Raw genomic sequence first — 21405 nt, forward strand, 5'->3', positions numbered from 1 at the left:
CTTAAGACAAGATAAGTACATTCGCCCCCAAGTCATCCCGCCGCGTGCGCGGCTCACTGAAGGCAGGTGTTGAATGCTTGGGTCTACGCTGGTGCGCGCGCCTGTCGTCGAAGGCCGTGCCGTGACGGCGGCGCTGCACCTGCACGCCGTGGGCAAATCGTTCGGACGGGTGGCGGCGCTGCGCGCGGTCACGCTGGCGGTCGATCCGGGCGAATACATCACCATCCTGGGCCCCAGCGGCTCGGGCAAGTCAACGCTGCTGCGCCTGATTGCCGGGTTCGATCGGCCCGACACCGGCCGGGTCGAGGTCCTTGGCCAGGACCTCGCGGGCCGGAGCGCGCATGAACGCGGGGTCGGCTTCGTCTTCCAATCCTTTGCGCTGTTTCCGCATTTGAGCGTTTTCGAGAACCTGGCCTTTGGCCTGCGCTACCGCAGGCATGCGCCGGTGATCGACGCGGCGCAGGTCGGGCGCGAAGTGGACGCAGCGCTGGCCTTGGTCGGCCTGAGCGGTCTGGGTGCGCGCAGCGTCGCCCAGATATCGGGCGGGCAAAAGCAGCGCGTGGCGTTGGCGCGTTGCCTAGTGGGCAAACCCCGGGTGGTATTGCTCGACGAACCGCTGGGCGCGCTCGACGCCAACCTGCGCGATCAGATGGCGCTGGAGCTCACGCGCATACAGCGGCAGCTGGGAGGCACCTTCCTGCACGTCACCGGCAACGAGCAGGAGGCGTTGGCGCTCGGCAGCCGCGTGGCCGTTCTCGACCAGGGGGCGCTGGTGCAGATCGATACGCCGCGCCGGCTGTTCGAGCGGCCGGCAAGCAGCCAGGTGGCCCGCTTGCTCAACTGTTTCAACCCGCTGTCCGGGCAGGCCGCCGGGGGGCGCCTGGCGGGGCCGGCGTTCGACGTGCCCTTGCCGGACGTTGCCGCGCAGTGGCACGGGGCGGCGCTGTGCATGGTCCGGCGCGACCGGGTGCAGGTCGATGCGGACCAACCGGGCAATGGCGGGAGAGGCGGCGGTGACCCCCGCCTGGCCCATATCACGGGCACGTATCTGGCGAGCGAATACGCCGGTTCGCGCGTGCTCGCGATCTTCCGGACCGGCGCCGGCGCGCATTTCGAGGTCGAGTACCACCTGAGCCACCGGCGCCCGCCGGCATTCGTTGCGGGCCGGCGCTACGCCTTGCGCTGGCAGGCGGCCGAGACGCTGGCCTACGCCGCCTGAGTGCCGATGAACGCCCCGGCCATGCCCCCCTCGAGTCCCGCCCCGGGAGCGCGCCAGCACGCCTGGCTGCTGGCGCCGGGAATGCTCTGGATGCTGCTGTTCCTGCTGCTGCCGATGCTGACGATGCTCTGCGTCAGCTTCTGGACCCAGACCACGTTCACGATAGAGCCGACGCTGACGCTGGACAGCTGGCGCGCCTTCTTTGCCACGCCGACCTACGTCGGCGCGCTGTGGACCACGGTCAGCCTGTGGCTCATCACGCTGCTGGTCTGCCTGCTGCTGGGCTACCCGGTGGCGCTGTACATCGGCCTGTGCGTGAAGAACAAGACCGTGCAGACAGCGCTGCTGGTGCTGTGCGTGATCCCGTTCTGGACCCCGTTCCTGATCCGTGTGCTGGCCTGGCGGCCGATGCTCGGCAGCGAGGGCGCAATCAACCTGCTCCTGATGCAGTTCGGGGTCATCGACGCGCCGCTGCAGATCCTGCTGTTCAGCCCCTTGTCGGTGGTGATCGGCATGGTCCAGATCTACGTGGTCTTCATGGTCGGTCCGGTGGCCTTCATGCTCGCGCGCATCGACCCCGGCCTGATCGAGGCCGCGCGCGACCTCGGGGCCGGGACCGGGAGGATTTTGCGCACCATCGTGCTGCCGCTGAGCATGCCTGGCGTGGTCGTCGGCGCGGTCTTCGTGAGCACCATGGTGCTCGGCGAGTTCGCGACCCCGGCAGCGCTTTCGGGGCGCAAGGTGAACATGCTGGGCAACATCATCGTGACCCAGGTCGGCTCGCTGAAATGGGCTTTCGCGGCCGTCGCCGGCGTGATCCTGACGGCGCTCACGGCGGCGGTCGTGGCCCTGTTGCTGCGCCTGGTCAACCTGCGCGAGGAGCTTTGAGCATGCAAGGCAAGACCCCGCTGCGCGCCTTCCTGGCGCTGTTCACCGCCGCGTTCCTCGTGTTCCTGTACGGCCCGATGGGGGTGTTGGCCATCCTGAGCTTTCAGACCGGCCCCGAGGGCGGGCCGCAGTTCCCCATCGTCGAGTGGTCCACCTACTGGTACGCACACCTGCTGGGGCGGGCTGCGCCGTCGCGCGTTGCGCCTCTGGACCTGGGCGACGCCCTGCTCCGGTCGCTCGCGCTCGCGCTGGCAACGACGCTGGTCGCCACCGTGCTGGGGGTGCTCTCGGCGCAGGCCTTCCGGCGGCGTTTTCGCGCGGCGGGGCTGGCTTTCTATCTGACCGTGCTGGGGATGATCGTTCCGGGAATCCTGGTCGGTCTGGGCGTCGCGTTGCTGGCGAATGCGCTGGACCTGCCGCGGGCATGGTGGGGCACCTCGTTCGTGGTGCACGTGGTCTACGCCTACCCGTTCGCCTTCCTGGTGATGCTCGCGGTCTTCAACCGCTTTGACCGCTCGGTCGAGGAGGCCGCGTGGAGCCTCGGGGTCAGCCCGGCAACGACCTTCCGGCGCATCACTTTTCCGTTGATCTTCCCGGGGGTGCTGAGCGCGATGCTGTTCTCGTTCACGCTGTCCTACGACGAGTTCTCGCGCACGCTGTTTACCGCCGGCGGCCATCCCACGCTGCCATTGACCATCTATGGATCGTTCTCGGTCGAGATCCATCCCAACCTCTTTGCGTTCGGCGTGCTCACGACCCTGGCCTCGTTCAGCCTGCTGGCCGTGTACGGCGCGCTGATGGCGCTGACGCTGCGCCGTGCGCGCCAGGTCGCGTTGCAGGAGGCGATCCGGTAATGCCCCGTGACTGCGCGCTGCGCGCGCTGCGCTTCTTTTTCCACTGAAAGGGACTCCCATGACGACACGCTTCGACGCATCACGCCGCCACACGCTGGCGCAGGGGCTCGCGCTCGGCAGCGGCGCGCTGCTGCCCGCAGGCGCCGCGCTGGCGCAGATGGTGCCATTGGCCAAGCAGCAATTGCGCACCATCGGGCTGTCGGTGACGGTGCAGGAGCGCATCCTGGCCGACTTCAAAGCCCAGTCCGGCGTCGCCAAGACCGTGGGCACGGCGGCAACGCATCCGGACGCGCAAACCCGGATCTTGTCCGGCGCCAAGGATTTCGACGTCTGGGAAACCAACGCCGAACGCCTGCCGGCCCTGGTGATGACGAACAAGCTCACCCCGGTGCCGACGGCGGCGCTCAAGCACTGGGGCCAGATCCGCGACACCTTCACGCGGCCAGACCCCAAGCTGCCGGCGAAGGCCCAGATTGCCGGGCAGATCCGGGCCGACGCGGCGCAGACTGCGTTGTACATGGTGCCCACCGTCTACAACTATGACTCGATCGGCTACCACCCCGGCGTGCTCAGCGCCGAGGAGGCGAACAGCTGGACGGCCCTGTTCGACAAGAAGTGGAAGGGGCGCTCGGGGCTCAACACCGACCCCCTGATTGCGACCGGCGAAGCCATTTTGGCGATGAACTCGCTCGGCCTGTCGGACGTGAAGAACCCGGGCAACCCGAACAAGAAGGAGATCGACGAGGCCATCGGCTTTCTGATCAGCAAGAAGAAGCAGGGCCAGTTCCGCGCGCTCTGGGGGGATTTCGGCGAACTCGTGAACCTGCTCGCGTCGGGCGAGATGGTGGTCTGCGACGCCTGGCAGCCGGCGGTGATGGCGGTCAAGGCGCAGGGCCGTCCCTGCAAGTACGCGACCCCGAAGGAGGGCTACCGCGCCTGGGCCATCGGCGTCGCGGTGCTGGCCACGACGCCGCACCGCGAGGCCGCGATCGCGTACGCCGACTATTGGTTGTCCGGGCCGCCGGCGATCGCCGTCTCCGAGCAGGGCTACTACTCGCCGAGCACCAGCGTCCGGCAGGTGATGGCGCCGCAAAAATACGCGTTCTGGTACGAGGGCGCGCCCTGGGTCGGCGCCACCGAGCGCGGCATCAGGGAAGGGGATCTGCGCGACGGGGGCGCGCTCGCGCAGCGTGCAGCGCAGGTGGCCTACTGGCACCAATGGCCCGATTCCTACGACCACCTGGTCCAGAAGTGGAACGAGTTCCTCACGGCCTGAGCCCCGTGCAGCACGACCTCGAACTGCTCGACCTGTGCAAGGTCTACCCTGGCGGGCACCGGGCCGTGAACCGCTTGTGCCTGCAAGCCCGGCGGGGCGAGTTCATTTCGCTGGTCGGGCCGTCGGGCTGCGGCAAGACCACGACGCTGCGCATGCTCGCCGGGTTCGAGGCGCTCAGCAGCGGCCGGATTCTGCTGCGCGGCCGAAGCATCGGGCACCTGCCGCCGGAGCAGCGGCCGACGGCGACGATTTTTCAGGACTTTGCGCTGTTCCCGCACATGACGGTGCGCGAGAACATTGCGTTCGGCCTGCACGGGCGACTGGACCCGGCGGCGCAGAGGGCGCGCGTGGAGCACATGCTGGCGCTCTTCGAACTCGGGCCGGTGGCCGGGCGCCATGGCCGCCAGCTGTCGGGCGGGCAGCGCCAGCGCGTCGCGTTGGCCCGGGGCCTGGCGGTGCAGCCCGACATCCTGCTGCTCGACGAGCCGCTCGGCGCGCTCGACGCCAACCTGCGCCGCTCGATACAGCATGAGCTCAAGCTGCTCCAGCGCGAGGTCGGAATCACCTTCCTGTTCGTCACCCATGCGCAGTCCGAAGCGCTGGTGCTGTCGGACCGGGTGGTCGTGATGAACCGCGGCCATACCGAGCAGATCGACACGCCCTGCGCCCTGTACACGCGCCCGGCGACGGAGTTCGTCGCGTGCTTCATCGGCCGCAACGCGCTGCTCGCAGGGCGGGTGCAGGGCATCGAACACCACGTGGTGCAGGTCGCCACGGCGCTCGGCCTGCTCCAGGGCACGGCCGCCGGGCCGGCCAGTCTGCGCGTCGGAGACCGCGCGCTGCTGGTCGTGCCCTCGGAAGCCATGGACCTGCGGCAGGTACCGCAAGACAGCGCCCCGCCCGCGGGGCAGATCGCTGGCCACGTCGTCGGTCGGACCTACACTGGGCAGACCGTGCGGCTGCACGTCGAACTGGCCGACGGCGAATGCCTGACGGTAGAGCGCCACGTCGATCACGCGGACGGATTGCCCCATGCGGCCAGGGTGCTGCTGTCCTGGCCTGTGGCCGAGGCATCGGTGATCCCCGCTGCTGCGTCGGGCTGAGGCCGGAGTGGGAACCGGTGCTTTGAATCAGGCCCCGCCCCGGGGCCGTGTTGGCGAAACCTTCAAGGAGTGCAAGATGGCAAAGGAAATTCTGTGTGGCTTTGGTGTCGATGTGGACGCCGTCGCCGGCTGGCTGGGTTCGTATGGCGGGGAAGACTCGCCGGACGATATCTCGCGCGGCCTGTTCGCGGGCGAGGTCGGAGCGCCGCGCCTGCTCCAACTGTTCCAGCGCCTGGGGATACGGACGACCTGGTTCATCCCCGGGCATTCGATAGAGACCTTTCCGGCGCAGATGCGCGCGGTCGCCGAGGCCGGGCATGAAATCGGCATCCATGGCTACTCGCACGAGAACCCGATCGCGATGACGCCGGAGCAGGAGGAAGCGGTGCTCGACAAATGCATCGGCCTGGTCGAGGAACTGTCCGGCAAGCGCCCGACCGGCTACGTTGCGCCCTGGTGGGAGTTCTCCGCGGTGAGCAACGAGCTGCTGCTCAAGAAGGGGATCAAGTACGACCACTCGCTGATGCACAACGATTTCCACCCGTACTACGTGCGCGTCGGCGACAGCTGGACCAAGATCGACTTCAGCCGGCAGGCGCACGAATGGATGCAGCCGCTGCGCCGCGGCACGCCAACGCGGCTCATCGAGATCCCCGGGAACTGGTACCTCGACGACCTGCCGCCGATGATGTTCATCAAGAAGTCGCCGAACAGCCACGGCTTCGTGAACCCGCGCGACATCGAGCAGCTGTGGCGCGACCAGTTCGACTGGGTCTACCGCGAGATGGACTACGCGGTGTTCCCCATCACCATCCACCCCGACGTCGCGGGCCGGCCGCAGGTCTTGCTCATGCTCGAGCGCCTGTACGCCTACATCAGCGCGCACCCGGGCGTGCGCTTCGTCACGCTGGACGAAATGGCCGACGACTTTGCGCGCCGCGAACCGGCGCCGGGGACTTGACGCCAGCCCGGTCCATGTGCGCGCTATGTGGCGTTCTGGGGGGCTCTGCCGATTGGAGCCGCCCGCAGGCCGGGATCGGGCGCGAGCGGCCCGCGCGCGCCGAGCGGGCGCGCATGGTTGCGCTGCTCGACCGCATCGCGCGCACCCGCAGCGTGCGCATCAGCGACTGGCAGGGCTGCGCGTACCTGGTCAGCGGCGCCACCGGCGGGCAGGAGCTGGCCGAATCGCTCGCGCAGGTCTGGTTCGCGCTCGATCGACGCAGCGGCGCCGCCATCGACCCGCTCGCGCCGCAGTGGCTGGACCCGCCGCCCGCGCCTGACGGAGGCGGCTGATGGACCACCGGCTGCCGGTGAACGTGCTCACGGGGTTTCTCGGCTCGGGCAAGACGAGCTTGCTGAACCGGCTGCTGCGCGACCCGGCGTTCGCCAACAGCGCGGTGCTGATCAACGAGTTTGGCGCCGTCGGCATAGACCACCACCTGGTCGAAGCGGTCGATGGCGACCTGGTGCTGCTGGCCTCGGGCTGCGTCTGCTGCACGATCCGCGGCGACCTGCGCGCGGCGATGCAGCGCCTGCTCGGGCGCGCGGCGACGGCGCCATTCGCCCGGCTGCTGATAGAGACCACCGGGCTGGCCGACCCGACGCCGGTGCTCGCCACCGTGATGCACGACCCGGTGCTGCGCCAGCACTTGCGCGCCGCGAACGTGCTCACCACGGTGGACGCCGTGCACGCCCAGGGGCAGCTCCAGCGCCATGCGCAAGGCCGCAAGCAGGTGGCCGTCGCGGACCGGCTGATCGTGACCAAGTCGGAGCTCGTCCGCCCCGGGCAGCTGCAATCCCTGCTCCACACCCTCGCGCAGCTGAACCCGGCGGCGCTGGTCTGCCGAACCGGAGCGCAGGCCCTGGACGTGCAGGCGCTGCTCGGCCAGGACATGTTTCAGGAAACCGGCAAGAGCGAGGAACTCGGGCGCTGGCTCGACGCCGCGCGGCAGCGCCGCTACGCGCCGCTGCCGCATGGCGGCGCGCAGGGCGCAATCGCCTCCTTTCTGCTGGAGCCGGGAAACCACGTTGACTGGTTGGCGTTCAGCCTGTGGCTGTCGCTGCTGCTGCATCGCCATGGCGAGCGCGTGCTGCGCGTCAAGGGCCTGCTCCACGTCGATGGCGCGGCAACGCCGGTGGCCATCCACGGCGTGCAGCAGCTGATGCACCCGCCGCAGCACCTGGACCGCTGGCCCGAGGGGCTGCGTGCATCCTGCGTGGTGTTCATCGTGCAAGGCCTTGCGCCCGAACAGGTGCAGGCCTCGTGGCGTGGTTTTCAGCGCTACCTGACGGCGTGATCCCACGTGGCGTGGTGCTTGCTATTTGACCGGGTACCCTGCCGCCGCCGCTGCATGGTCCCTGCCACCGGCCCTGGAGACTCCCATGCCGCGATCCGCCGCCCAGACGACACGCGCCGCGCGCGCTGACCCGCAGGCACCCGCCGTACATACCGGGGGCAGACCGTGTCTGCGCGTGCTGGGCACCGAAATCACTCTGCTCGAGAGCGTGCGCGAGCGCGCCGAGGCCGACCTCGGGATCCGCATCCACTTCGAGCGACTCGACTTTCTCGCCGCGCAGCAGCGCGCTGCCACGCAGACCGAGAGCTACGACGTCTACGACCAGTGCTTCCACAGCCTGGACATCGTCTGGTTCTGGCATGCAATCCAGCCCATAGACCTGCGGCGCATCGCGCTCTGGGCGGAGGTCAGCGACCTGACGAAGATCGGTCGCATCACCCCCGGCGCGCCGCTCGGTTGTGGCGACGCCCCGGTGCGCAAGCTCTACGTGCAAGCCGACGCGACGCTGGGCGCTGCGCAGTCGGAGCGGATCGCGATGCTGCCCGCAGTGCACAACATGGACGCCTTCGCCGTGACCCCGCAGATACGGGCGCTGATGGGCGACGAGATCGGCTGGGGCTGTCTGCTCGACGCCCGCCTGAGCGGCCGCATCGCGCTGGTGGATGAGCCGGCGATCGGGGTCTTCGACGCCGCGCTGGCGGCCCGGTCCAGCGGCGAATTCGAGCCGCGCGACATGGGCAATCTGAGCCTGCGCGAAATCGACCAGCTCATCGGCATCCTGCTCGAACGCAAACGCCGCGGCCACTTCGGCGGATTCTGGAAGACCGCTGCCGACTCGGTGCGCCTGATGCAAGGCGGCATCGTCGGCGGGCAAAGCATCTGGGCCTCGGCGCTGACCGCGCTGGCCGCCGAAGGCGTTCCGGTGATCGAGGTGGTGCCGCGCGAGGGCTACCGCGCCTGGCACGGCGGGATGTGCCTGTCGCGGCAGCTCAAGGGCCGCATGCTCGGCGTGGCCTACGACTATCTGAACTGGTGGCTCTCGGGCTGGCCCGGCGCGGTGATGGCGCGCCAGGGCTGCTACATGGCGGCGCCGGGCAGGGTGCGCGACTGGCTCGCGCCCGCGGAGTGGGACTACTGGTACGAGGGCAGGCCCGCCGCCTGCGACCTGCGCGGCCCCGATGGCCGCGTCGTCGTGCGCGCCGGCGCACTGCGCTCCGGTGGCTCGTACGCGCGCAAGGCGAGCCGGATCGCAGTCTGGAACACCACCATGGACGAACACAACTATCTGGCACGGCGCTGGAGGGACTTCATCGGCGAAGCCATCCCCGCCGGGGCCACCGGACCGCGCTGAGCATGCGCGCACGGGGTCGCCAGCGGACGCCCCGAATCCGGTACCTGGCAACGCAGTTCCCGTCCCGGACCTTGCTGTCCGCGCAATGGCTGCGTTAATCCCGGAACTTTTATTGCGCTTTTAATCGCGCTTCTTGTGGCACGTGTAACAGCGATTGTAATGGCACTTGTCATTGCACTTGTCATTGCACTTGTCATTTTATGCGCACGGGATGGCAGCCCCGTGCGCGCTTCCCGCGCGCGCTGTAATGCAACGAATTGGCCACTGGACCGGAACAAAATGGCGGGGATTTTGTTACATGCTATTTTTTTACGTTATAACGGAATTATTCATCGAAGGAATCTCCCATGGGCCAGTACTCCCACTCCACGTACGTAAGCAGCGTCGTCATTCTCATCAGCGACACCTATCTGACCGCCGGGGAAACCATGACGGTGACCTTCATGTTCAACGAACCGCCGTGGTGGGGTCCGTTCGCCAGATTCAGACTCACCAAAGGTACCGACAAGGGTGTCCCTATGGATACACCCCATGGCGCTTTGTCCAACATGGTCAGGGACTCTGACGACACCAAGATCTACACCGTCACATTCACACCGAATGAGAACACAGGCAAGGCCGTCGGCCGCATCACCCTGGACCTGAACGACATCTTGTATCAGTACGGCACGCGGCCCTGCGGGACCTTCCAGTCCGTGGAGTACACCGTGGACACCCGGTCACCCGACCCGGTCTCCAACCCCCATCTCAACCACGTCAGCATCCGCCTCAGCGACAACGTTGTGAGCAGCCGTGATGAGACCATGACGGTCACTTTCGAGTTCAACGAAGAGCCGTGGTGGCACAGTTTCTCGATCAGCGACGTGAGGGTGTCCCATGGCACGCTGTCCGACTTGACCCAGAACTCCGACAACCACAAGATCTACACCGCCACATTCACACCGACTGAGCACAAGAACCGGGTCGTGGGCCGGATCTCGCTGGACCTGGCCAATCTCAGGGATTCGACGGACGCGGGGAATGATGGCACCGGGGTGTTCGAGTCCGCAGAGTACATCGTGGACAGCATGCCACCGGCGAACGTCACGAACGTCTTCATCCGCCTCAGCGAGGACTATCTGACCGGCGAGGAGATAACGGTCACTTTCGAGTTCGACGAAGGACCGTGGAGCGGGAGTTTCACCCTCACCGATCTGGTGGCGCCCAATGGCGTCTTGTCCAACCTGGTCGTGAACCCGGACAACGACAAGATCTACACCGCCACGTTCACACCGAATGCGAACACGAACCGGTCCGTCGGCCGCATCACCCTGAACCTGATGCATGTCTCGGACGGGCGAAACACGTATGACGAAGGCCATCCGGGCACCGGCGTGCGCCAGTCCATGGAATACACCGTGGACACCATGCCGCGCAACGCGCCGAGCAACCCCGCCCTGAATCGCGTGAGCATCCGCCTGAGCGACACGCTGCTGACCCTGGACCAGGGCATGACCGTGACCTTCGAGTTCAACGGATGGGCGTTGGAGTCGAGTTTCACCGTCAGCGACATCGTGGTGCCCCTTGGCGTCTTGCATGACTTGGTCAGGGAGCCGGACAACGCCAAGATCTACACCGTCAAGTTCACGCCGCACAACAAAACGAGCAAGGCCGTAGGCCAGATCACGCTGGACCTGTCCAAGCTCCAGGACAGCGACGGCAATGCGGGCACCGGGGTGTACCAGTCCGCCGAGTTCACCGTGGACAACTTGCCGCCCGCCCGATTCCGCACCGTCAGCATCCGCCTCAGCGACAGCCACCTGACCCCGGGCGAGACCGCGACGGTGACCTTCGAGTTCGACGAAGGGCCGGTGCAGGACAGCTTCACCCTCCCCGACGTGGTGGCGCCGCATGGCCGCTTGTCCAACCTGGTCAGGGCCGCCGACAACGCCCGGATCTACACCGCCACGTTCACCCCGGATGCGAATGTGCACGGGGCCCGCGGCCGCATCACGCTGGACTTGGCGGGCCTCATGGACGAGGCCCGCAACTCGGCCACCGGGGTGTACCAGTCCAGCGAGTACACGATAGAGAACGCTGCGTCCAGCAGCAGCGGGAGCGCCAGGCTGAATCGCGTCGACATCCGCCTGAGCGACTCCTACCTGATCCGGGGCGAGGCCGTGAGGGTGACTTTCGCGTTCAACGTCCCGCTGCCGGATGAGGACTTCATCCGGCACGTGGTCTCGCCCCTGGGCGATCTGTTCGTCCGGGGATGGGACGATACCGAAAGGGTCTGCACCGCCATATTCACCCCGAACGTCACCATGGGCAAGGGCGTGGGCCGCATTTCCCTGGACCTGTCCAAGGTCAAGGATGAGGACGGCAATCCGGGCGCCGGGATGTACCAGTCCGCCGAGTACACCGTGGATACCGTGCGGCCCCAGCTCGACCGCATCACGGTCGCCAACACCCACCTGAGTGCCGGCGAAACCGCCACCGTCACCTTTGCATTCTCCAAGGAAGTCAGCGAAGCCAGCCTCAGGGCGGCCTTGGACCTCTCGAATGCCCCGGGCATCCTGGACGCGCCCGTGAGCGCCGACGGCGGCAAAACCTGGACCTCCCTCCTCACGCCCCCGTCCGAGACGCGCAACGCCAGCGGCGTGATCCGCGTGAACACCAACAGCCTGCGCGACCCGCATGGCAACGCGGGCCTGGGCGACCCCGTCTCCAGCAACACCTACACCCTGGACACCGTGCGGCCCATGTTGGCCAGGACCGGCCACAGCATCGACGACAACCAACTGGGCATGGGCCATACCGTCCACGCCACCATCAAATTCAGCGAGCCCGTGAAGGGCTTTGACGCCTCCGACGTGATCCTGGCCCCCGGCAGCGGCAGCGTGGGCCAAGTGTCCACCGCCTGGCAGCCCGGGTCCGACGGCAGCAGCGACACCTGGGAGGTGGAGCTCCATGCCCCCGGCGCCGGCGTCACATCGGCGTACAACCCGATCAGCGTGAACCTCGCGGGCGTCAACACCCGCACGGGCAGCGCGGGTTTTCACACCCTGCCCACGGGCCTGAGCTACATCGTGGACACCGTCCGGCCCACGCTGCTCGGCACGCGCATCAGCTACGGCGCGGGCGAGACCGACACCGTTCTCAAATTCCGCGAAAGCGCGCTGGTCAGCTTCACCTTCTCCGAACCGGTGACGGACTTTGGCCTGAACGACGTGCTGCTGGTCAATGGTCTGCGCGACGGTATGCTGTCGCACTTCACGTCCACCGGCGACGGCAGCGTCTGGACCGCGACCCTGAGCGCCCCGACGCGCAACATCACCTCGTCGAACAACACCTTTCGCGTGAACATGCGCGGCGTGAACGACCGGGCGGGCAACGCGGGCGAGGGGGTGGTTGCCACCGGCGTCAGCTACGACATCGACACCGTCGCCGGGCGCCCCGGCCTGCGCATCACGCTCGCCGACAGCACGCTCACCGTGGGCGAGAGCACCACCGTGACTTTTCACTTCAACGAGGCCGTCACCGGTTTTGACGCGAACGACATCGTGCTCACGAGCGGCAACGGCACGCTGAGCAATCTGACCGTCGGTGCGGACGGCAAGACCTGGACCGCCACCCTCACGCCCACGGCCAACACCCAGGCCGCGAACAACACCATCCGCGTGGACCTGGCGGGCGTGCGCAACGCCGCGGGCACGGCCGGGGTCGGCAACGTGAGCAGCGCCAACTACGCCGTGGACACCGTGCAACCCATGCTGCGCAGTCTGCTCATCGCGGACCGCCGCCTGGCTGCGAACGAGGAAACCACCATCACCATCACCTTCTCCAAGGCACTGGATCCAGGCAACTTCACGCTGGCGGATTTGGCGATCATCGATCCCCTGACCCAGCGGGAACAGTCGGTCGGCCTGCGGGGAACGCTGTCCAACCTGCGCACCACGGACGGCGGAACCACGTGGCAGGCCACGCTCAAGTCGCCGTCCGCCGACAACACGGCCGGCAACCTCATCGTGCTCAAGCTGCGCGACATGACCGATCTCGTGGGCAACGTGGTCGGCGGGGGCAACGTGAGCGGCGACACGGCGGGGAGGAACTACATCGCCTACGACCAAGCCTACGCCAACGACAGCATCCGGCCCCGGGTGGAGCGGGTCAGCGTCACCCACGGGTCCGGTGAGGCGGACAACCGCGTCCTCAGAGCCGGCGAAACCCTCATCTTCAGCATCGTCTTCACTGAACCGGTGACGGGCCTTGACCTCGACGACATCAGCCTCTCCGCCGGCGCCTCCGGCGGCACGCTGTCGAACCTGAACTCCGCCGACGGCGGCACCACCTGGACCGCGACCATCATCGCCCCGGCGTTCCGGACCACCGCATCCGACGTCCGGCTGACCGTCAGGCTGGGGGCACAGGGAGTCAGCGACCTCGCGGGCAACACGTCCGCCGAGGGAGAGGCAAACACCGACCTCGGGAACCGCTACAGCGTCGACACCACCAACCGCGCGGTCCCGCCCACCGCGACCATCACGCTCGCCGACAACCACCTCATAGTCGGCGAAACCACCACCGTGACCTTTGCCTTCAGCGATCGCGTCAACGACTTCACGGCAGACGACGTCATTCTCAGCAACGCCAACGGCACGCTGGGCGCGCTCACGGCGAACGCCGACGGCAAGACCTGGACGGCGACCTTCAGGCCCGCAGCCAACGTCAACAGCACCGCGAGCACCATCGGCGTGAACCTCGCCGGCGTGACCGACACCGGGGCCGCCGCGGGTGTCGGCCAGGCCAGCAGCGCCAGCTACAGCATCCACACCGTGCGCCCCGGCGCCACGATCACGCTCGACAGCACCAGCCTCACGATGCGCCAGAGCACCACGGTCCGCTTCGCCTTCAGCGAGGCGGTCACGGGTTTCAGCGCGGAGGACGTCGTGCTCAGCGACGCCCACGGCACGCTGGGCCCGCTCACCGCGGATGCCGACGGCAGGACCTGGACGGCGACCTTCACGCCCGCGGCGAACACCGCGAGCACCAGCAACACCATCCGCGTGAACCTCGCGGGCGTGCGCAACGCCGTGGGCAACGCGGGCGAAGGCGACGCCAGCAGCGCGAGCTACGCCATCGACACCACGGCCGTACGCCCCACCGCGACCATCACGCTGGCCGACAGCCACCTCACGGCCGGCGAAACCACCACCGTCACCTTTGTCTTCAACAGTCAAGTGAATGGCTTCACGGCAGAAGACATCGTGCTCAGCGACGCCAACGGCACGCTGGGCCCGCTCACGGGGAATTCACTCAACACGATCTGGACGGCGACCTTCACGCCCACGGCCCACGTGCAGGACGCGAGCAACACCATTCGCGTGAACTTGGCCGGCGTGACCAACCGCGCAAACCGGACAGGCGTCGGCAGCGCCAGCAGCGCCAACTACCAGATAGACACCGTCGAGCCCACGCTCCCCTACGCCAGCATCACGCTGGCGAACACCGAGCTCAGGGCCGGGGAAACGACGACCGTCAGCTTCCGTTTCAACCAGTCCGTCACCGGCTTCGACGCCAGCGACATCGTGCTCAGCGACGCCAACGGCACACTGAGCGCGCCCACGGCGAACGCCGAACGCACGGTCTGGACAGCGACCTTCACGCCCACGGCCAACGTCAACGACGCGGCGAATACCATCCGCGTGAACCTCGCAGGCGTGACCGGCGCCGCAGGCAACGCCGGGGTGGGCACAGTCAGCAGCGCCAACTACAGCGTGGACACGCGCGACACCAGCGACACCAGCGGCCCCACGGCCACCATCACGCTGGCCGACAGCGCGCTCACCGCGGGCGAGAGCACAACGGTCAGCATCCGCTTCAACAAACCCGTCAACGGCTTTGACGCCAGCGACGTCATGCTCAGCGACGCCAACGGCACGCTGGGCGCGCTCACGCCGAACGCCGAACGCACGCTCTGGACAGCGACCTTCACGCCCACGGCCAACGTCATCGTCCCGACGAATACCATCCGCGTAAACCTCAGCGGCGTGACCGACGACGCAGGCAACGCCGGGGTGGGCATGGCCAGCAGCGCCCACTACAGCGTGGACACGCGCGACACCAGCGGCCCCACTGCCACCATCACGCTGGCCGACAGCGCGCTCAGCGCGGGCGAGAGCACGACAGTCAGCTTCCGCTTCAACGAGCCCGTCAACGGCTTTGACGCCAACGACGTCGTGCTCAGCGACGCCAACGGCACGCTGGGCGCGCTCGCGGCGAACGCCGAACGCACGCTCTGGACAGCCACCTTCACGCCCACGGCCAACGCCAGCGCGCCGACGAACACCATCCGCGTAAACCTCCGCGGCGTGCGCGACGACGCGGGCAACGCCGGAACCGGAAGCGCCATCAGCAGCAACTACTCCGTCGATACCCTGCGCCCCACGGCGACCATCGCGCTGGCCGACAACGCACTCATCGCGGGCGAGAGCACAACAGTCACCATCCGCTTCAACGAGCCCGTCACCGGCTTGGACGCCAGCGACGTCGTGTGCACCAGCGGCACGCTGAGCGCGCCCACGGCGAACGCCGAGCGCACGGTCTGGACGGCGATCTTCACGCCCACGGCCAACACCAGCGCGCCGACGAACACCCTCCGTGCGAACCTCAGCGGCGTGGCCGACGACGCAGGCAACGCCGGGACCGGCAGCGCCGTCAGCACCAACTACTCCGTGGACACCGTGCGCCCCACGGCGACCATCGCGCTGGCCGACAGCGCGCTCAACGTGGGCGAAACCACAACGGTCAGCATCCGCTTCAACAAGCCCGTCACCGGCCTGGACAGCAGCGACGTCGTGTGCACGGGCGGCACGCTGAGCGCGCCCACGGCGAACGCCGAGCGCACGGTCTGGACGGCGACCTTCACGCCCACGGCCAACATCCACGCGCCGACAAATACCATCCGCGTCAACCTCACCGGGGTGCGCGACGACGCGGGCAACGCCGGGACCGAAAGCGCCATCAGCACCCACTACAGCGTGGACACCCGGACGGACACCAGCGGCCCCACGGCCACCATCACGCTGGCCGACAGCGTGCTCGCCGTGGGCGAGAGCACGACAGTCAGCTTCCGCTTCAACGAGCCCGTCAACGACTTTGACGCCAGCGACATCGTGTGCACCAGCGGCACGCTGAGCGCGCCCACGGCGAACACCGAGCGCACGCTCTGGACGGCGACCTTCACGCCCACGGCCAACACCAACGCGCCGACGAACACCATCCGTGTGAACCTCGCCAATGTGCGCGACGACGCGGGAAACGCCGGGACCGGCAGCGCCATCAGCACCAACTACAGGGTGGACACCGTGCGACCCAGGGCGACCATCACGCTGGCCGACACCGCGCTCACCGCGGGCGAGAGCATGACCGTCAGCTTCCGCTTCAGCGAGCCCGTGAACGGTTTTGATACCGACGACATCGTGTACACCAACGGCACGCTGACCATGCCCACGGCCAACGCCGAGCGCACGGTCTGGACGGCCACCTATACGCCTGCGGAGGACATCAGCGCCCGGGCGAGCACCATCCGCGTGAACCTCGCCGGCGTGACCGACGACGCGGGCAACGCCGGGACCGGCAGCGCCATCAGCGCCAACTACAGCGTGGACACCATCCGCCCCACGGTCATCATCACGCTGGCCGACAGCGCGCTCACCGCGGGCGAGAGCACAACAGTCCGCTTCATCTTCAACGAGCCCGTCAACGGCCTGGACGCCAGCGACATCGTGTGCCCCAACGGCAGGCTGAGCACGCCCATGGCGAACGCCGAGCGCACGGTCTGGACAGCGACCTTTACGCCCAACGCCCACGCCAACGCCCGGACGAACGCCATCCGCGTGGACCTTGCCGGCGTGCGCGACGACGCGGGCAACACCGGGACCGGCAGGGCCAGCAGCGCCAGCTACAGCGTGCACACCATACGCCCCACGGCCACCATTGCGCTGGCCGACGACGCGCTCACCGCGGGCGAGAGCACGACGGTCCGCTTCATCTTCAACGAGCCCGTCAACGGCTTGGACACCCGCGACATCGTGTGCCCCAACGGCACGCTGAGCCCGCCCACGGCGAACGCCGAGCGCACGCTCTGGACGGCGACCCTCACGCCCAACGCGAACGCCAATGCCCGGACGAATACCATCAGCATGGACCTCGCCGGCGTGACCAACGACGCAGGCAACGCCGGGACCGGCAGCGCCAGCAGCACCAACTACAGCGTGGAAACCACGCGGCCCACTGCTACCATTGCGCTGGCCGACAGCGCGCTCACCGTGGGCGAGAGTACGACAGTCAGCTTCCGCTTCAGCGAGCCCGTCAACGGCCTGGACCCCAGCGACATCGTGTGCACGAGCGGCACGCTGAGCGCGCCCACGGCGAACGCCGAGCGCACGGTCTGGACAGCAACCCTCACGCCAACGGCCAACGTCAGCGTTGCGACGAATACCATCAGCATGAACCTCGCCGGCGTGCGCGACGACGCGGGCAACGCCGGGGTCGGTAGCGCCTCCAGTGCCAACTACTCCGTCGATACCACGCGGCCCACTGCCACCATTACGCTGGCCGACACCGCGCTCACCGTGGGCGAAACCACCACCGTCAGCTTCCGCTTCAGCGAGCCCGTCACCGGCTTGGACGCCAGCGAGATCGTGTACATGAGCGGCACGCTGAGCGCGCCCACGGCGAACGCCGAGCGCACGGTCTGGACAGCAACCCTCACGCCAACGGCCAACGTCAGCGTTGCGACGAATACCATCAGCATGAATCTCAGCGGCGTGCGCGACGACGCAGGCAACGCCGGGGTCGGCAGCGCCAGCAGCGCCAACTACTCCGTCGATACCGAGCGCCCCACGGCGACCCTCACGCTGGCCGACAACGCGCTCACCGTGGGCGAGAGCACGACAGTCAGCTTCCGCTTCAGCGAGCCCGTTACCGGCTTGGATGCCAGCGACATCGTGTACACGAGCGGCACGCTGAGCGCGCCCACGGCCAACGCCGAGCGCACGGTCTGGACAGCGACATTCACGCCCACGGCCAACGTTAGCGTCCGGGAAAACACCATCAGCGTGAACCTCAGCGGCGTGAGCGACGACGCGGGCAACGCCGGGACCGGCAGCGCCTCCAGCACCAACTACTCCGTCGATACCGAGCGCCCCACGGCGACCATTGTGCTGGCCGACAACGCGCTCACCGTGGGCGAAACCACAACCGTCAGCTTCCGCTTCAGCGAGCCCGTCACCGGCTTGGACGCCAGCGACATCGTGTGCACGAGCGGCACGCTGAGCACGCCCATGGCGAACGCCGAGCGCACGGTCTGGACATCCACCTTCACGCCAACGGCCAACGCCAACGCCGCGACAAATACCATCAGCGTGAACCTCCCTGGCGTGCGCGACGACGCGGGCAACGCCGGGACCGGAAGCGCCTCCAGCACCAACTACGCCGTGGACACCACACGGCCCACGGCGACCATCACGCTGGCCGACAGCGCGCTCACCGTGGGCGAGAGCACAACAGTCAGCTTCCGCTTCAGCGAGCCCGTCAACGGCTTGGACGCCAGCGACATCGAGTGTCCCAGCGGCACGCTGAGCGCGCCCACGGCGAACACCGAGCGCACGCTCTGGACGGCCACCTTCACGCCCACGGCCAACGTCAGCGCCGGGGAGAACACCATCCGCGTAAACCTCGCCGGCGTGCGCGACGACGCGGGCAACGTCGGTACCGGCAGCGCCATCAGCACCAACTACAGCGTGGACACCAGGCGCCCCACGGCGACCATCACGCTGGCCGACAGCGTGCTCGCCGTGGGCGAGAGCACAACAGTCATGATCCGTTTCAGCGAGCCCGTCGAAGACTTTGACGCCAGCGACATCGTCTACACCAATGGCACGCTGAGTCCGCCCACGGCGAACGCCGAGCGCACGCTCTGGACGGCCACCTTCACGCCCACGGCCAACGTCAGCGCCCCGGCGAACACCATCCGCGTAAACCTCGCCGGCGTGCGCGACGAAGCGGGCAATGCCGGGATCGGCAGCGCCGTCAGCACCAACTACAGCGTGGACACCGAGCGCCCCACGGCCACCATTACGCTGGCCGACAGCGCGCTCACCGCAGGCGAGACCACAACAGTCAGCTTCCGCTTCAACGAGCCCGTCACCGGCTTGGACATCAGCGACATCGTGTGCACGGGTGGCACGCTCAGCCCGCCCACGGCGAACGCCGAGCGCACGGTCTGGACAGCGACCCTTACGCCCACGGCCAACATCAACGCTCCGGCGAACACCCTCCGCGTGAACCTCGCCGGCGTGCGCGACGACGCGGGCAACGCCGGGACCGGCAGCGCCAGCAGCGACAACTACAGCGTGGACACCCGGACGGACACCACCGGCCCCACGGCGACCATCGCGCTGGCCGACAACGCACTCACCGCGGGCGAGACCACGACAGTCAGCTTCCGCTTCAACGAACCCGTCAACGACTTTGACATCAGCGACATCGTGTGCACGAGCGGCACGCTCAGTCCGCCCACGGCGAACACCGAGCGCACGGTCTGGACAGCGCTCTTCACGCCAACGGCCAACGTCAGCGCCCTGGCCAATACCATCCGCGTCAACCTCGCCGGCGTGCGCGACGACGCGGGCAACGCCGGGACCGAAATCGCCTCCAGCGCCAACTACAGCGTGGACACCAGGCGCCCCACCGCGACCGTCATGCTGGCCGACAACGCACTCAGCGCAGGCAAAACCACAACCGTCACCATCATCTTCAGCGAGCCCGTCAACGGCTTGGACACCAGCGACATCCTGTGCACGAGCGGCACGCTAAGCCCGCCCACGGCGAACGCCGAGCGCACGGTCTGGACGGCGACCTTCACGCCCACGGCCAACGTCAGCGCTCCGACCAATACCATCCGCGTGAATCTCACTGGCGTGCGCGACGACGCGGGCAACACCGGCACCGGCAGCGCCGACAGCGCCGACTACAGCGTGGACACCCGGCCGGCAGACACCACGGGCCCGACCGCCACGATCGCGCTGGCCGACACCCATCTGACCGTTGGCGAAACCACCACCGTCAGCATCACCTTCAACGAGCCCGTCACCGGCTTCACGCGCGACGACGTCGTGCTCAGCGAGGCCAATGGCACATTGACCGACCCCACGACGAATGACCAAGGAAGAACCTGGACGGCGACCTTCACCCCCACGGCCGGCGTCGAGAACAGCAGCAACACCATCAGCGTGAACCAGGAGGGCGTGCGCAACGCCGCAGGCCGCGCCGGAGTCGGCCGCGCCCCGGGGGCCAGCTACCAGATCGATACCCGGGCCCCGGTGCTCGCCAGCGCCACGGTGAACGCCAACCAACTGGTCCTGCGCTACACCGAGGGGACCAGCCTGGACGCGACGCATATCCCGCCCACCACGGCCTTCACGGTGCGCGTCGATAACGTGCTCACCGCCGTCACCGCCATCGCGGTAGGCGCGCAGGAAAAGACCGTGAGCCTGACGCTGGCCACCGCTGTCGCCGCCGGCCAGGCCGTGAGCGTCGCCTACACCGACCCCACGACCGGCAACGATGCCAACGCCGTACAGGACGCGGCCGGCAACGACGCAGCCAGTTTCGCGGCCACGCCGGTGGACAACCACACCCCCGCGCCACCGGGCCCGGCTCCATCGCCCCCGGAAGGCCCGGCGCCCAAGGACACCAAGGACACGGACGGCGACAGCATCCCCGACAGCCTCGAAGACGAGACCCCCGGCCTCCCCGACCCCTCTGGCGCAGCCCCCGTGGCCGGCGACGGCAATGGCGACGGCGTCCGGGACAGCACGCAGGCGGCAGTGGGATCGACCAGCGTCGTACGGGGCCCCACGGGAGAAAGCAGAAGCACCCCCGTGACCCTGGTGGCAGGCAGCCAGGACGGCAAGGTCGATCCGGCCAGCGGCGCGCGCATCACCCGCCTGAAGCAAGAGGACGCACCCGCGCTGCCCAAGGGAATGGAGATGCCCCTCGGGCTGCTCAGTTTCAAGGCGACGCTGGCCACGGGCCGCAGCAGCGAGAAGTTCAGCCTCTACCTAGACCCGGCGCTGGGCGTGAACGGCTACTGGATGCAAGACGGCACCGGCACCTGGGTCAACCTGAGCAGCGCAGCCTACGGCGGCAAGATGGGGAGCGAGGGCGGGCGGCTGCGGCTGGACTTTGAAATCAGCGATGGCGGTCGGTTCGACGCCGACGGCCAGGCCAACGGCGCCATCACCGCCCCCGGCGCCGCAGCGCAGATGCCGCTGTCCATCGTGGGCCTGGCGTCCGATCTGGCGCCCAACGGGTTTTGGCTCTGACCCGCGCGCGGCCCCGGGTCGGGCAATCATTTAGCCGTCCAGGACA

The 21405-nt window shown here is 68.0% G+C and carries 10 protein-coding genes; all 10 read left to right on the plus strand.

From position 1 onward, the window contains the following. The first annotated feature begins 73 nt into the window (after positions 1-73). The 10 genes from D5041_RS06765 to D5041_RS06810 all read left to right on the plus strand — a co-directional run bounded on the left by D5041_RS06765 (position 74) and on the right by D5041_RS06810 (position 21359). Positions 74-1219, plus strand: a complete 1146-nt coding sequence (locus tag D5041_RS06765) for an ABC transporter ATP-binding protein (RefSeq protein ID WP_265284158.1) — start codon at positions 74-76, stop codon at positions 1217-1219. 21 nt (positions 1220-1240) lie between these two features. Further along, positions 1241-2107, plus strand: a complete 867-nt coding sequence (locus D5041_RS06770; protein WP_265257896.1) for an ABC transporter permease — start codon at positions 1241-1243, stop codon at positions 2105-2107. 2 nt (positions 2108-2109) lie between these two features. Continuing rightward, positions 2110-2961 (plus strand): ABC transporter permease, encoded by an 852-nt coding sequence (locus tag D5041_RS06775; protein WP_265284159.1) that lies wholly within the window; start codon positions 2110-2112, stop codon positions 2959-2961. A 58-nt stretch (positions 2962-3019) separates the two neighbouring features. Continuing rightward, a complete protein-coding gene (locus D5041_RS06780; protein ID WP_265257895.1) occupies positions 3020-4237 on the plus strand; it encodes an ABC transporter substrate-binding protein in 1218 nt (405 codons plus the stop codon). Further along, positions 4213-5340: an ABC transporter ATP-binding protein gene (locus D5041_RS06785; RefSeq protein WP_265284160.1), complete on the plus strand. Its 1128-nt coding sequence runs from the start codon at positions 4213-4215 to the stop codon at positions 5338-5340. Before D5041_RS06780 ends, D5041_RS06785 begins: the two co-directional genes overlap by 25 nt. A 76-nt stretch (positions 5341-5416) precedes the next feature. Continuing rightward, the gene (locus D5041_RS06790) at positions 5417-6301 is read left to right on the plus strand and encodes a polysaccharide deacetylase family protein (RefSeq protein WP_265284161.1); all 885 of its coding nucleotides are present in this window, start codon (positions 5417-5419) and stop codon (positions 6299-6301) included. Positions 6302-6315: 14 nt separating this feature from the next. Continuing rightward, entirely contained in the window at positions 6316-6633 is a 318-nt protein-coding gene (locus D5041_RS06795) for a hypothetical protein (protein ID WP_265282637.1), read from the plus strand. Further along, on the plus strand, positions 6633-7637 hold the full coding sequence (locus D5041_RS06800; protein WP_265284162.1) for a CobW family GTP-binding protein: 1005 nt from the start codon (positions 6633-6635) through the stop codon (positions 7635-7637). Before D5041_RS06795 ends, D5041_RS06800 begins: the two co-directional genes overlap by 1 nt. An 85-nt stretch (positions 7638-7722) precedes the next feature. After that, positions 7723-8988, plus strand: coding sequence for an ABC transporter substrate-binding protein (locus D5041_RS06805; protein ID WP_050809512.1), 1266 nt, complete (start codon positions 7723-7725; stop codon positions 8986-8988). A 347-nt stretch (positions 8989-9335) separates the two neighbouring features. After that, positions 9336-21359 carry an Ig-like domain-containing protein gene (locus tag D5041_RS06810; RefSeq protein ID WP_265284163.1) on the plus strand — a complete coding sequence of 4008 codons (12024 nt, stop codon included), beginning with the start codon at positions 9336-9338 and terminating at the stop codon, positions 21357-21359. Positions 21360-21405: the final 46 nt, after the last annotated feature.

The organism is Verminephrobacter aporrectodeae subsp. tuberculatae, from assembly GCF_026127385.1.
Taxonomy (GTDB): domain Bacteria; phylum Pseudomonadota; class Gammaproteobacteria; order Burkholderiales; family Burkholderiaceae_C; genus Acidovorax; species Acidovorax aporrectodeae.